This is a genomic window from Rhodanobacter denitrificans, from assembly GCF_000230695.2.
Lineage (GTDB): Bacteria > Pseudomonadota > Gammaproteobacteria > Xanthomonadales > Rhodanobacteraceae > Rhodanobacter > Rhodanobacter denitrificans.
Genome location: NC_020541.1, coordinates 49,002 through 62,129, shown reverse-complemented (window position 1 = coordinate 62,129; position 13,128 = coordinate 49,002). Strand labels below are relative to the sequence as shown.

The following is a 13,128-nucleotide window of genomic DNA, read 5'->3' as shown; positions in this document are numbered from 1 at the left end:
CGGTCCAGATCCTCGATCACCCCGGGCGCCAGCCTCACACGCGTCACGTCATCGGTCCAGCTTGCGGGCCACCGGTCGCTTCACCGCCTTTCCCGCGATGCGCCCTTTGAGGTAAGCGCGCGCTTCGTCCCACGGGATGCTCTTGCCGGATTCCAGGAACTCGGCGTAGCGCTGATCCGCCAACGCGTGGAACGCGGCATGCTGCGCGGCCAGGTCGGCCTTCTCCGCGATCGCCTCCAGAATGAAATTGTGCGGTGTCGTGCCCGCCTGTTTCGCCGCCTCGGCAACGCGGGCCTTGAGTTCGTCGGGCAGGCGGATGGTGGTGGTGCTCATGAAACGCTCCGGGGCGGCTGTATCTTGCGCGAATGTAGCACTTTTGTGTCACATGGGCGGACGAGCGGGGGCGTTGACCAGGTCGCGCAGGACCACGCGCGCCGTTGCCGGGTCACCGTTGAGGAACAGTGAGGCGGCCACATCCAGCAGCGCGCGCAAACGCCGGCTCACGTTGCGCGCGCTCCACCAGGGTCTGCTTGAAGTCTCTCGTCAGTGGCATGTCATCACCTCGCCTTGAAGACCGCGACTGCGGCGCATCAGCTCAATTGCTCCGCGATGAAGCGCGCTGCGAAGTTTTCTTCGTCCATGGCGCACATCAACGACTCGTCATCCGGAATCGGATCGAGGTCAGACTCAAGCACGCCCGTCACGTCGTAAACGCTCAGCTCCAGCCAGGAGCGGCCATCACCTTTCGGTGCTCCCATGAGCGAACGCTTGAAAGACCCCAATGCGCCCCAGCGCGTACCTTCTCTCGTCGCCAAGCGACAGGCTGCTTCCGAGTCAGGAGCGTGGTCAAGGAATACGAGGAAGCCGGTGTTGTCGCAGATGACGCCGTAGAGTTTGTCGGTCATGGTGCGGTACCCATCACCTACGAATGATCCCTTTGCAGGAGCGCGGCAAGTGTATCCGCAACCTTCTCACACGCCGCGACCAGGTCAGCCACGATCCGTTCCTCCACATCAAGGACCCCTTCGTACTCGGCGACGTTGCGCATGTGATGGCACTTGTCCAGCACGCGCCATATGTCCGGCCCCAGTCCGAGCGTATGCGGCAGTACCTGGAAGACGATGTAACGATGGCGGGCGCGGTAGCCCTCGCGGCGCAACGCAGCCAGACACAATGCATGCGCAGCGTTGTAGGCCAGGTCGAAGCGGCTTTCCAATGCGAGTGATGCGTTGCGTGCGTCGACCAGTCACGCTCTGCCGGAGCGAAGCAGACCTTCGAGTTCCGCCGAATCCATCGGCTCCTCCACCAGCGGCTTGCCGGTGCCGGCGAGGTTCTCAAGCGGCGAGGTCATGCTCACCACCGATGACCCAGAGCCGCGGCTGTGCCAGCACGCGGGTCACGAAGCTGTTGCCCGCGGCGATGCGCTTGCGCAGTTCGGCGCGGGTGTAGAGCGTGGGATGGATCTCCCGCCCCAGGCGTTCGATCAGCGGATGCAGGACGGCCATGACGTCCGCATAGGTCAGCGCATCCGACACCAGCATCAGGTCGATGTCGCTGGCAGCGGTGTCGGTACCCTTGGCCACCGAGCCGTACACGAACGCGGCCGGAATATGCGGAGCCAGCGGCGCCAACGTTTCGCGCAAGGGAGCAACAAGGCCAAAGGTCTTGCGCACGATGGATACCAGCTCGGCATGGATGGGCGAGGCTGGGTCGGCGCGATAGCGCTTCTGATTGCCGACGGGTTCCACCGCGAGCAGGCCGCTACCGGCCAGCCGGGCGACCTCGCGCTGCACCGCGCCGCTGCCGGCACCGGTAGTCTGGATCAGTTCGCTGATGGTGAAGCTGCGATCAGGCTGGCCAAACAGGCAGGCGAGGACGCGCTGCTGGGTGGCGGTGAACAAGGCATCGGACAAGCTGGTGCTGGCGTAGAGCGCCGCTGCTTCGCTGATTCTGCTGTTCGTCTTGTTGCCCATATTGGGCATGTTATTGCCCGAAATGGGCATGTGCAAGGATCGCTTGGCACCAATGGGCGCGCACCCGGGTGCGGGCCACGGCGAGGTGAGGCAACGCAGGAAGCCGGATACCCGGTCAGACAAGAGCATCGCGCGCAAGCGCGCTCCTACAAGGGCAGCGCACGCGTCAGGGGCGCCGCGAGTCCGCGACGAGGTCGAACCGGTTGCCCTACGTTGACAACCGCTGGTCACAGCGAGTCTCCGCTCGTCACAAAGCGGCAGCGACGCGCCAACACCGCCAAGCAGACTCGACCGCACCATCGTCCTGTCGAGGCACATGCATGGCCCGCCACCCGCTCCCCCTGCTCGCCTGCAGCCTCCTCGCGCTGGCCCTGTTCGGCCTCGCCGGCGCCCACGCCGCCGACACGACACCCGCCACACCGGAAATCTTCGCGCCTGGCGCGATCTCCGGCCCGTCCGGGGTGGATTGCCTGACCTTCGCGCCCGATGGCGCCACCGTCTACTTCGACCAACAGGCGGGCTGGAACGGTTTCATCATGGAAGCGCATCGCGTCGGCAACGGCTGGTCGACGCCGCAAATCGCATCGTTCTCCGGGCAGTGGCAGGACCACGATCCGGCGATGGCGCCGGACGGCTCGTTCCTGGTGTACACCTCCAATCGCGCCGACGTGGCCGGCGGGCCGGCGCTGCATGGCGGCCACCTGTGGCGGGTCGACCGCCGCGGCGACGGCTGGGGCCAGCCGCAGCGATTGCCCGACGTGGTGAACGACGCGCCAAACATCTACGCGCCCAGCGTGGCGGCCAACGGCGACGTGTACTACCAGCGGCGCGACGAGGCCACGCACGAGTTCCACCTCTACCGCACCGCCTGGCGCGAGGGCCGCTACCAGCCGCCGCAGCGGCTCGCGCCGGGCGATCCGGCGGCGCACGAACTCGATCCGGCGGTCGCGCCGGACCAGTCGTTCATCGTGTTCGACGCCAACTACGCCGGCAAGGACAAGCCCGACCGGCTGTACATCGCCTTCCGCGCAGGCGATGCCTGGAGCAAGCCGGTCGACCTCGGCGATGCGGTGAACCGCTACGAGCCGTGGGGTTCGCACCTGGGTCCGGACGCCCGCACCTTGTACTTCACCAGCAACTACACGGCGAAGGTGGCCTACCCGCGCGCGCCCGCGCAGGCGCGCGCGGACCTGGCGCGCATGCGCGCCTGGGACAACGGCAACAACCACATCTGGCGGCTGTCGCTGGCGCCGTGGCTGGCGGCACAGCACGCGCCGTGAGCTCGCTCCGTCCGCCATCGCCGGCGCGATCCAGCCGCATCCGCCAGGAGATCCGCATGTCCCCACGCAAGCTCGTCCACGCCGCCTGTATCGCGGCCATGCTCACCGCGCTGCCCGCCGCGCGCGCGGCCAGCGTCGGCGAACTGCTCGGCTCCGGCGTGATCTCCACCGGCTTGCAGGAAACCTCGGCCGCGCTGACGCCGGACGGCCGGACGCTGTACTTCATGCGCTCGGATTTCGCCGAAGCCGACGACACCATCATGGTCGCGCATCGCGCCGCGGGCCGCTGGTCGACGCCGCAGGTGGCCGCGTTCTCCGGCCGGTGGCACGACTCCGAACCGACGCTGTCGCCCGACGGCGGGCGCCTGTACTTCGTCTCCAACCGGCCGCCGCGCCCGGGCGCCGCGCCGGTGATGGCCGAGATGAACGGGCGGCGTTTTCCCGGCACGAACCTCTGGTACGTCGCGCGGCAACCGAACGGCGGATGGAGTGCGCCGATCCACGTCGACGGCGCGCTCAACGACGGCGCGATGATCTACAACCCGTCGCTGGCGGCGAACGGCGACCTCTATTTCTCGGCGCACCGCGAAGATTCCGGCAAGGCATACCAGATCTACCTGGCGCACCGCCGCGGCAACGGCTACGCGGCACCCGAACGGCTGCCGCTGGGCGACTTGGCGAACAACCGCATGGATCCCGCGGTCGACCCGCAAGGACGCTTCCTGCTCTACGCCGGCAACGAGGGCGACGCGCTGGGCAGCGCCGACATCTACATCGTGTTCCGCCGGCCGGACGGCGGCTGGGGCAACCCCGCACGCCTGGGCGGCGAGGTCAACAGCCGCACGCTGGAAAACGCACCGTCGCTGGGGCCGGCGTTCGGCGAGCTCTACGTAGCGAGCGCGCGCCGCGACGACGTGCATTTCCCCAAACCCCGCGACGATGCGGCCTCGCTGCAACGGCGCCTGCAGTCGCCGCTGAACGGCTCGCGCAATCTCTGGCGCTTCGACATCTCGGCCCTGCTGCGTGCGCACGGCATTGCGCCGCCGGCGAACGCCGCCCCGGCCGATCCCGCTTCCGCGAAGAAGCCTGCATGAATGCCCGCTGCTGAAATGAACCGCGGGGTGCGCTACACCCACACGTCGTTCTGCGCGGTATAGGCACCGCCTGCATCGCCGGTGTTGACCACGCCGCGTGGCTCGACCAGCATCACGCAGCATTCCTGCTCGGCCACGGGGCGATGCTCCACGCCTTTGGGAACGACGTACATTTCCCCGGCAGCGAGCGGGATGGCCTTGTCCCTGAACTGGAGCGTCATGGCGCCCTGGAGAACGATGAAGACTTCGTCGGTGTCCGCGTGCGCATGCCAGACAAACTCGCCCTGGAGCTTGGCGAGCTTGAACTGGTAGTCATTCATCTCGGCAATGACGCGGGGCGACCAGTGTTCCGAGAACCGGGTGAGCTTGTCGCACAGGTTGATCGCACTGTCTGTCATCGCGTACCCGATCATGCGTTGTCTTTCACATACTGCGGCGTCGTGCTGCGGACCTCGCCCGGCTCGGCAAGCAGCGCGTGCGTGTCGCGCTGATAGTCGGGGAACCAGGGCTGCTGCGCGAACCCCCGAAGGCTGGCCTGATCGCCGAGTCCGAACACGATGATCCGGTCGGGATCGTTGTCGTCGTAGCAATAGTAGAAGCTGAGCGCGCTGCCGGCGATGTAGTCGCGGGCATATTTCTCCCAGACGCGCCTGACCTCGTCGCGCTGGCCGGGCTTGGCCTTGAGCATCACGAGACTCGCACTTTTGTTCATCGCATTCTCCTCAAGTTCGCTGGTTTCGCGGTCGTTGTGTCCGCCCGCCAATCACCAGGACGCATCAGGAAATGCAATCGTGACATGCCGACCCAGGATGCTTGACGCAGGCCCCATGATCAGGGCGGCGACCAAGTGGCGGGCTGGAGCATGGGGAACGGCGGGTCGTGTCCACCCTGCGACGAGCGTATCTAGCGCTGCACGATGTGCGCGAACCATTCCCAGCCGCGCACGCGTTCGGTGATCAGCTTGGTGCAGGTCAGCATCGGCACCGCCAGCAGGGCGCCGGGGATGCCCCACAGCCAGCCCCACACCAGCAGCCACAGCAGGATCGCGATGGGCGATAGCCGCATGCTGGCGCCCTGGATCATCGGCGTGATCAGGTTGCCCTCCACTGCGGTGATGCCGGCGAAGGTCAGCACCGGCAGGAACACTTCGAGGCTGGCGTCGTTCGCGTACAGCATGCACACCACCGCCAGCACGGTGGTGGTGACGATCGCGCCGACGTAGGGAATGAAGTTGGCGAACATCGCCACCGCGCCCCACAGCAGCGGGTCGGGCACCTTGTACAGCCACAGCATGCCGGCAGTGATCGCGCCGAGGCCGGCGTTGATCAGCAGCGCGGTGAGCAGGTAGCGCGACACCTCGGTCTGGATCCCGCGCACGATGGTCACCGCATGTCGCTTGTAGGCGAAGCCGGGGGTGATCTGCACCAGCCGGCGCAGCATCGAGTCGCCGTAGATCAGGAAGAAGAACACCAGCAACATCACGCTGAGCACGGCCGCCAGCACCTTCGGCGCGGTCGACACCACGTCCCAGGCGCTGATCGAGACCGGCGCGGACTGCGGCACGGCCGCACGGGTGCTGGTGCCGCTGCTGACCAGGGTCTGCGTGGCGCGGTTGGCCGCCTCCAGCGGCTTGGTGAAGCTGCGCAGCTTCGGCACGAAGCTCTTGATCGCCGTGGGCGCGCCATGGAACCAACCGATCGCCGGCTGCGCCAGCAGGCCCACGCCGCTGCCGATGCCGACGATCAGGCCGAGCATCAGCACGCTGGCGGTGAGCCAGCGTGGCAGGCGGATGCGCGTGCCGAAGGCGACGATCGGGTTCAGCGCCAGGCCGATGAACGCGGCCAGCACCAGCGGAATCAGCAAGGCCTTGGTCAGGGTGATGGTGTACAGCAGCGCCAGCAACAGCAGTGCGTTCAGCACCATGCGCACCGCACGCAGGTGCTGGCGCATGCCGCGCGCGGCGTTCAAGTGGCGCAGCCCGTGGCGAACCGCCGTCTCTTCTGCCGTCGCCGGCTCCGCCGGGATGGCGATGGCGCCGGCCCCGGTCACGTCTCCGTCCGGTGCGGGCGGAAAGACCTGTTCGGGTTCGCTCATGCCGGCTCGCCGCCCTCGGCATCCGCCGCAGCGGCGGCACCCGGCGCCATCGCGCCCAGCTCCGCGACCAAGCGCACGCCGTGGGCCACCACCTCGGCCAGGCCGCCACCGAGCAGCGGACCCAGCCCCGGCACCCGCAGCGGATGCACGTCGAGGCTGCCCAATACGAAGCCGGCACCGGCGGCCGCGCCCACCGTCGTCAGCGGATGCGCGCGGCCGCGCACCAGCAGTGCGGCCGCCGGCGTGGTCAACGCGTGTCGCGCCGCGCGCATGCGCAACTGGGCGGCCTGCACCTTCGCCAGGCGATCGAACACGCTCATCGCCGCTCCTCCCGCTGACTGTCCTGTCCGTTGTCCTGCGCGGCCGTGTCGCCGGCTTCGGCCTTGTGCAGGGTCTCGCGCATCATCGCACTCCATTCACTGCGTGTGGCGGGCAGGCTCATCCAGTGCATGCAGCGGCGGAACAGCGCGATCGAGCCAAGCAGGAACAGCACCTGCAGCAACGCCAGCACCAGCAAGGCCCAGATCCACGAGCCGAACCACGCCGCCAGCAGCACGCCGACCAAGCCGAGCAGGGTCAGGCCGAGGGCGACCCCGGCCACGGTGGTGGCCAGTGCCGCCAGCAGCAGCCACGAGATCGCGCTGCGCGCCAAGCCCAGCTCCGCCGCCAGCAGCTGCATCTGCGCGCCGAACAGCCGCTTGACCGCGCGCGCGAGCTGGCCGACCTCGGCCAGCAAGCCAGACGACGGCGGCGCCGGATCCGGCGCCGCCGCTGCGCGGGGTGACTCACCCTCGTCGTGCATTCCCGGCCCCTGTGCCGCGCCGTTCAACGTCGCAGGATGCGGCCGATCAGCCAGCCGGCGCCGAGCGCGATGGCGACTGACTGCATCGGCTTCTCGCGCACGTAGTCGCGTACCTGCTCCAGCCACGCGTCGGCGCGGTCCATCGTTTCGTCGTAGACCTCGCGGCCACGCTCGCCGACCCGTGCGGCCTTGTCGCTGGCCTTGTGGGCCGCGCCGGCAGCCTTGTCGGTGGCGTGGTGCAGGCCTTCCTCGACATGGTCCGCGGCGCGATCCACCTTTTCCTTGGTGGCGGCGACTGCCTCGGAGGTGGCCTGCTTGATCCGTTCGGCGCGTTCGTCGATGCGATCGCCGACGGCTTGTTCGGGGGTCTGGACTTGCTTGTTCATTGCATGCTCCGGAGAAGACTCATGGTGGCACAGACGCGATGCGACGACCGGCCGTCAACTGGCGCGGCGGAAGAACGCGATGATCGCCAGGATCAGGAAGATGATGAACAGGATCTTCGCGATCCCGGTGGCGGCACCCGCAATGCCGCCGAAGCCGAGCACGGCGGCGATGATCGCGATGACCAGGAAAACCAGGGCGTAGTGAAGCATGAAGGCATCCTCATCTGCAGGGAATGGCGGCGGGGAAACCGCGCGTGACCATTCACCCACAGCCGGCGCCATGCGGGTGTGAAGGGCGCCGGCAGCGCCGTGCACGCGATGCCGACGTTTGCGACACGTGCGGTCCGGGCCGGCCGACCATGGCGTGCCAGACGCGATTTCTCAGCCGGCAACCGCCGGGTTCAGGCTGTAGCTGCCGACCAGCTCCGCCTCGGCCAGCACGTGGCCGGCCATCGCCGCGCGCAGCTCGGCCAGCGAGAAGCCGCCGGCCAGCGGCAGCGCGGCCACGTCGAGCGCGTGCAGCTTGAAGTGGTAATGGTGCAGCCGTGCGTCGTTCCACGGTGGGCACGGGCCGTCGTAGCCGCGGTACTCGCCGCCCATCTCGGCGTCGCCGGCGAACCAGCCGGTGTAGTCGTTGACGCCCTGCACGCTGCCCGGCGGCCCGAACGGCGCGCGCTTGCCGCGCGCGGTGATGCCGTCGCTGCACGCGCCCGCGGCCAGTTCGCCGCACTCGGCAGGGATGTTCGCCATCAGCCAGTGCACGAACTCCACCCGCGGCAAGTCGGCGGGCACCGTGCGACCGGGCTGGTTCACGTCGTCGCCGCGACTGGGCACGTCGGGGTCGATGCAGGTGAGCACGAACGAGCGGGTGGCGGACGGCGCGTTCTGCCAGGCCAGGTGCGGGCTGCGGTTGTCCGACAGCGCGACCGGGTCGCCGCGCTGGCCGAAGGCGAACTCGGCGGGAATCGGTTGGCCGTTGTCGAAACTGTCGCTGCGCAGGTGCATGGGGTTTCTCCGTTGGATAGCAGGTTGCCCGCCGAATGCGATGCCTGCCTGCGCAGGCATGACGGCGGAGAAATATGGCGTCCTCCACGCCCGTCATGCCTGCGCAGGCAGACATCGCACTTCGACAGTTACAGGATAGTCGGATACAAGTCCCGCCACTCGGCATTGCCTTCGTTGATCAACCGCATCTTCCAGTCGCGCTTCCAGGCCTTGAGCGTTTTCTCGCGCAGGATCGCCGATTCCATGGTGAGATGAAGTTCGTACCACACCAGCGTATGCACGCTGTAACGATGGGTATAACCCTCCACCACGTCGTTCCTGTGTTGCCAGATGCGCTTGGCCAGGTCGCTGGTTACGCCGATGTAGAGAACGCCGTTCTTCTTGCTCGCCAGCATGTAGACGCAGGGTTGTCGCCTGTCCATGGCTATACCTCGCATTGAAGTGCGATTCCTGCGTTCGCAGGAATGACAAAGGGAAAAAAGGTCCACGCCCGCTCATCACCCACACCATCGTCATTCCTGCGCAGGCAGGAATCGCACTTCGCGCAGGAATGCCATGGGGCTCATGGCTTGTACGTCACCCGATACACCGCCCCGGCCAGGTCGTCGCTGACCAGCACGCTGCCGTCGGGCAGCGGCTGCACGTCGGCGGGGCGGCCCCAGGCGCTTTCGTTCTGCTCGAAGCCGGTGATCAGCGGCTCGTACGAGAGCACCTTGCTGCCGTGCAGGCGCACCGTCATCACCCGGTAGCCGGATTTCTTCGTGCGGTTCCACGAGCCGTGTTCGGCGACCAGGATCGCGCCCCGGTAGCTGGCCGGAAACTGTTTGCCTTCGTAGAAGCGCATGCCCAGCGCGGCCACGTGCGCGCCCAGCTTCAGCACCGGCGGCACATAGTCCTTGCAGCGTTTGCCCCGGCCGAACTCGGGGTCGAGCGTGTCGCCCTGATGGCAGTACGGGTAGCCGAAGTGCTGGCCGGGGCCGGTGATCTCGTTCAATTCGTCGCTGGGCAGGTCGTCGCCCAGCAGGTCGCGGCCGTTGTCGGTGAACCACAGGCGCTGCGTGCCCGGCTGCCAGTCGAAGCCGACCGTGTTGCGGATGCCGCGGGCCACGTCCTGCCAGTCGCTGCCGTCGACGTTCATGCGGATCAGCTTGCCGTGCGCCGGAGCCGGGTCGCAGATGTTGCACGGCGCGCCGATCGGCACGTACAGCTTGCCGTCCGGGCCGAACGCGATGAACTTCCAGCCGTGGTGGGCCTCGGTCGGCAGCTTGTCGGTGACCACCGCCGGTTTCGGCGGATCATCCAGGTGGTTCTCGATGTCGCGCAGCACGACGATGCGGCTCACCGCGGACACGTACAGGTCGCCGCCCTTGAACGCCACGCCCACCGGCAGCTCGAGCCCGCTGGCGATCACCCGCACCCGTTCCGCCACGCCATCGCCGTTGGCGTCGGTGAGCGCATAGACCTTGCCGGCGTCGTTGGACCCAACGAACACCGTGCCCTTCGCGCCCAGCGCGAGCTCGCGCGCGTCCGGCACCTGGTCGGCATACAGCGCGACGTGGAAACCCTTCGGCAGGCTCAGCCGTTGCAGCGGCGGCGCGGCCAGCGCCGGCAGCGACGACAGGACCAGCAGCAACGGCAGCAGCAGGCGCATGGCAGTTCTCCGCGTTCCGGGGAAACCGCAGCGTATACCGGCCCGCGTGAAGCCAGAAGCCACACCGCCCGCTAAACTGCAGCCTTTCGAGGGGACTGCATGAGCGAACTGGACGATCTCACCACCCTGGTCCGCGCGGCCACGCCGCTGCTGGTGATCGAGACGGTGGACGAGCAGCGCGTGATCGAGTGCTTCCGCCACGTGATTGCGCAGGCGCTGCACCCGCTGTGGCGCTGGACGCTCACCGACGGCCTGGGCCGGCTCGACTTCGCGCAAACCGACGCCGAGGTGGCGCCGGACGCGACCGCCACGCTGGACGCGATCCGCGCGCAGGACCAGCGCGGCATCTACCTGATGTTCGACTTCCACAGCCTGCTGCGCTACGCGATGAGCCTGCGCCAGCTGCGCGAGATCGTGCAGCGCCAGCGTTCGGCGGCGCACACCATCGTGCTGGTCGGCGCCCGGGTCGAGCTGCCGGAGGAACTCGAAGCGCTGGCCCTGCGCGTGCCGCTGTCGCTGCCCGATCTCAAGGAACTGGCCGGCATCCTGCGCGGCGAGGCGGTGGCCTGGCAGCGCGAGCAGGGCCGCAACGTCACGGTCGACAACGACGCCGCGCGCACCATCGTGCGCAACCTGCTCGGCCTGTCCGCGCCGGATGCGCGGCGCATCGTGCGCAAGCTGATCTACAACGACGGCGCGCTCGGCCCGCAGGACCTGCCCGAGCTGATGCAGTCGAAGTTCGACCTGCTCAACCGCTCCGGCCTGCTGCACTACGAATACGCCACCGCCAGCTTCGCCGACATCGCCGGGGTCAGCCGCGTGCGCGAATGGGTGCAGCGGCGCCGCGCGGTGTTCCTCGCCGCCACGCCCGACCCCGCGCTCGACCCGCCGAAGGGCGTGCTGCTGCTCGGCGTGCAGGGCTGCGGCAAGAGCCTGGCGGCGAAGGCGATCGCCGGCGGCTTCGGCGTGCCGCTGGTGCGGCTGGACTTCGGCACGCTGTACGACAAGTACCAGGGCGAGACCGAAAAGAACCTGCGCGAGGCGCTGGCCAGCACCGAGCTGCTGGCGCCGTGCGTGCTGTGGATCGACGAGATCGAGAAAGGCCTGGCCGGCGGCGGCGATGACGGCGGCGTGTCGCGCCGCGTGCTCGGCTACCTGCTGACCTGGATGGCCGAACGCAAGGCCAAGGTGTTCGCGGTCGCCACCGCCAACGCAGTGCAGGAGCTGCCCGCCGAACTGCTGCGCAAGGGCCGCTTCGACGAGATCTTCTTCGTCGACCTGCCGAAGGAAAACGTGCGCGGCGAGATCTTCGCCATGCATCTGGCCCGCCGCAAACTCGACCCCGCCAGTTTCGACCTGCCCGCGCTGGCCGCCGCCAGCGACGGCTTCTCCGGCGCCGAAATCGAACAGACCATCGTCAGCGCGCTGTACGACGCCGCCGGCAGCGGCACGCCGCCGGATCAGGCGACCTTGCTCAATGCGCTGAAGCAGACGCGGCCGCTGTCGGTGTTGATGCGGGAGCAGGTGGAGGCGCTAAGGGCGTGGGCGCAGGGGCGCTGCGTGGCGGCGGATTGACCGGGACTGAGTTGTAGGATGAGGCGATACCGATCTTTTCCGCGTACTAACTTCCTGCGCTCACCACCATAGGGGTCATCATGCAAAGGTCGCTACGGAAGGTTCGACTGATCTACGTTTGGCTCATGTTGGCCGCTTGTATCGGAATCGGCTCTCTGTCTGCGCTCGCCGCCGGCCTGGAGCCGGGCGCCCACGCCGGTACGCTGCAGGGCGCTCCCTACCGCATCGATATCCCGGCAAACTGGAACGGCGACCTGGTCATGCTGATGCACGGCTATCAGCCCGTGGGTGCGCCGAAAACGACGCCGATGAGGGCAGCTGAAGCCACTCCGATCTTTCTCAAGCAAGGCTATGCCGTCGCACAGAGCGAATACGCATCGCAAGGCTGGGCTGTGGGTGATGCCGTCGTCGACAACGAACGTCTTCGCCGACATTTCATTCGTGCCTTCGCCCGCCCTGCCCACACTTGGATTTACGGCTTCTCACTGGGTGGCCTGGAGACCGCGGCAAGCATCGAGCGCTACCAACACGTCTACACCGGTGCGCTGGTCATGTGCGGAGTGACCGTTTCGACACCCGACCTCCTGTCGCGTGCCGTAGTTACACCGCTGGTGGCCTTCGATGCACTGATTCCCGGCATCCTGCCGGACCTGGCCGCTCCCGACTCACCACCGTTCATTCCTCCAGCTGTCTTCGCCAAGGCGCTGCAGGCGCACCCGAAGCAGGCCAGCCTGCTGGAAAAGCGTCTGCAGGAAACGCCGGAAACGCTGCCATCGCTGGCGCTCGACTACATGGTGTTGCGTGAACTCGAACAGCGCGCCGGCGGCATGCCGGTGGACAACCGCAAGACCATCTATCACGGCTTCGGCGACGATGCTGCCTTCAACCGCCAGGTGCATCGCTATGCCGGCTCGCCCGCTGCCATGGCCTATGCCCAACGCAACGTCACCTTGACCGGCCGTATCGACGCGCCGCTGGTGATGCAGTGGAACGCCTTCGATCAAACCATCCCGTCGCGCTTTCATCCCATCTACCCTGACCAGGTGCGTGCGGCGGGCAACGGCAAGTTGCTGACTGTGCTCGCCCCGACCGGCGATGGGCACTGCAACTTCACCGACGCGCAGATCTCCGCGGCGTTCGAGACACTGGTGCACAGGGCGGGCATCGAAGGGCATTGAGCCCATCGCCTGCCCCACCAAGAACGGCGCTTCGAGGTCCGGAAAACCAGGCCGGATTGCATGCCTCGGCGGCACGCTTCTGGCCGGAAG

The 13,128-nt window shown here is 67.6% G+C and carries 19 protein-coding genes; 4 read left to right on the top strand and 15 right to left on the bottom strand.

Annotation, left to right across the window (positions count from 1 at the left end; all coding sequences use genetic code 11):
• Positions 1 to 48 precede the first annotated feature (48 nt).
• The 5 genes from R2APBS1_RS00310 to R2APBS1_RS00290 form a co-directional block, all read right to left on the bottom strand.
• Positions 49 to 333: a type II toxin -antitoxin system TacA 1-like antitoxin gene (locus R2APBS1_RS00310; protein ID WP_015446388.1), complete on the bottom strand. Its 285-nt coding sequence runs from the start codon at positions 331 to 333 to the stop codon at positions 49 to 51.
• Between the two features lie 48 nt (positions 334 to 381).
• Complete coding sequence (locus R2APBS1_RS20605; RefSeq protein WP_255325561.1) at positions 382 to 504, bottom strand: hypothetical protein; 123 nt, start codon at positions 502 to 504, stop codon at positions 382 to 384.
• A gap of 86 nt (positions 505 to 590) precedes the next feature.
• Positions 591 to 905 (bottom strand): hypothetical protein, encoded by a 315-nt coding sequence (locus R2APBS1_RS00300; RefSeq protein WP_015446387.1) that lies wholly within the window; start codon positions 903 to 905, stop codon positions 591 to 593.
• Positions 906 to 922: 17 nt separating this feature from the next.
• Positions 923 to 1,216, bottom strand: a complete 294-nt coding sequence (locus tag R2APBS1_RS00295; protein ID WP_236126978.1) for a hypothetical protein — start codon at positions 1,214 to 1,216, stop codon at positions 923 to 925.
• Positions 1,217 to 1,334: 118 nt separating this feature from the next.
• Positions 1,335 to 2,003 carry a nucleotidyltransferase domain-containing protein gene (locus tag R2APBS1_RS00290; RefSeq protein WP_231381776.1) on the bottom strand — a complete coding sequence of 223 codons (669 nt, stop codon included), beginning with the start codon at positions 2,001 to 2,003 and terminating at the stop codon, positions 1,335 to 1,337.
• Positions 2,004 to 2,293: 290 nt separating this feature from the next.
• On the opposite strand from R2APBS1_RS00290, the gene R2APBS1_RS00285 reads away from it, so the two are divergent.
• Both R2APBS1_RS00285 and R2APBS1_RS00280 read left to right on the top strand, forming a co-directional pair.
• On the top strand, positions 2,294 to 3,253 hold the full coding sequence (locus tag R2APBS1_RS00285) for a TolB family protein (RefSeq protein WP_015446385.1): 960 nt from the start codon (positions 2,294 to 2,296) through the stop codon (positions 3,251 to 3,253).
• Positions 3,254 to 3,309: 56 nt separating this feature from the next.
• Entirely contained in the window at positions 3,310 to 4,347 is a 1,038-nt protein-coding gene (locus tag R2APBS1_RS00280) for a TolB-like translocation protein (RefSeq protein ID WP_015446384.1), read from the top strand.
• Between the two features lie 32 nt (positions 4,348 to 4,379).
• Here the strand turns inward: R2APBS1_RS00280 and R2APBS1_RS00275 are convergent, their stop codons facing one another.
• The 10 genes from R2APBS1_RS00275 to R2APBS1_RS00230 form a co-directional block, all read right to left on the bottom strand.
• Positions 4,380 to 4,760: a cupin domain-containing protein gene (locus tag R2APBS1_RS00275; RefSeq protein ID WP_007510151.1), complete on the bottom strand. Its 381-nt coding sequence runs from the start codon at positions 4,758 to 4,760 to the stop codon at positions 4,380 to 4,382.
• Complete coding sequence (locus tag R2APBS1_RS00270) at positions 4,757 to 5,059, bottom strand: putative quinol monooxygenase (protein ID WP_015446383.1); 303 nt, start codon at positions 5,057 to 5,059, stop codon at positions 4,757 to 4,759. The genes R2APBS1_RS00275 and R2APBS1_RS00270 overlap by 4 nt, the downstream gene beginning before the upstream one ends.
• A gap of 191 nt (positions 5,060 to 5,250) precedes the next feature.
• Positions 5,251 to 6,441, bottom strand: a complete 1,191-nt coding sequence (locus R2APBS1_RS00265; protein WP_015446382.1) for an AI-2E family transporter — start codon at positions 6,439 to 6,441, stop codon at positions 5,251 to 5,253.
• Positions 6,438 to 6,761, bottom strand: coding sequence for a hypothetical protein (locus tag R2APBS1_RS00260; RefSeq protein WP_015446381.1), 324 nt, complete (start codon positions 6,759 to 6,761; stop codon positions 6,438 to 6,440). Before R2APBS1_RS00260 ends, R2APBS1_RS00265 begins: the two co-directional genes overlap by 4 nt.
• Complete coding sequence (locus R2APBS1_RS00255) at positions 6,758 to 7,243, bottom strand: hypothetical protein (protein WP_015446380.1); 486 nt, start codon at positions 7,241 to 7,243, stop codon at positions 6,758 to 6,760. Before R2APBS1_RS00255 ends, R2APBS1_RS00260 begins: the two co-directional genes overlap by 4 nt.
• 23 nt (positions 7,244 to 7,266) lie before the next feature.
• Positions 7,267 to 7,629, bottom strand: a complete 363-nt coding sequence (locus R2APBS1_RS00250) for an ElaB/YgaM/YqjD family protein (protein ID WP_015446379.1) — start codon at positions 7,627 to 7,629, stop codon at positions 7,267 to 7,269.
• Between the two features lie 54 nt (positions 7,630 to 7,683).
• A complete protein-coding gene (locus tag R2APBS1_RS19445) occupies positions 7,684 to 7,839 on the bottom strand; it encodes a DUF1328 domain-containing protein (RefSeq protein WP_007510123.1) in 156 nt (51 codons plus the stop codon).
• A 171-nt stretch (positions 7,840 to 8,010) separates the two neighbouring features.
• Positions 8,011 to 8,634: a YbhB/YbcL family Raf kinase inhibitor-like protein gene (locus R2APBS1_RS00240; protein WP_015446378.1), complete on the bottom strand. Its 624-nt coding sequence runs from the start codon at positions 8,632 to 8,634 to the stop codon at positions 8,011 to 8,013.
• A gap of 128 nt (positions 8,635 to 8,762) precedes the next feature.
• A complete protein-coding gene (locus R2APBS1_RS00235; protein ID WP_015446377.1) occupies positions 8,763 to 9,056 on the bottom strand; it encodes a GIY-YIG nuclease family protein in 294 nt (97 codons plus the stop codon).
• A 140-nt stretch (positions 9,057 to 9,196) separates the two neighbouring features.
• Complete coding sequence (locus R2APBS1_RS00230; RefSeq protein WP_015446376.1) at positions 9,197 to 10,285, bottom strand: PQQ-dependent sugar dehydrogenase; 1,089 nt, start codon at positions 10,283 to 10,285, stop codon at positions 9,197 to 9,199.
• 99 nt (positions 10,286 to 10,384) lie between these two features.
• Here R2APBS1_RS00230 and R2APBS1_RS00225 point away from each other — a divergent pair, with 99 nt between their 5' ends.
• A complete protein-coding gene (locus R2APBS1_RS00225; protein ID WP_015446375.1) occupies positions 10,385 to 11,860 on the top strand; it encodes an AAA family ATPase in 1,476 nt (491 codons plus the stop codon).
• 125 nt (positions 11,861 to 11,985) lie between these two features.
• A complete protein-coding gene (locus R2APBS1_RS00220) occupies positions 11,986 to 13,038 on the top strand; it encodes an alpha/beta hydrolase (RefSeq protein ID WP_041676635.1) in 1,053 nt (350 codons plus the stop codon).
• Positions 13,039 to 13,128: the final 90 nt, after the last annotated feature.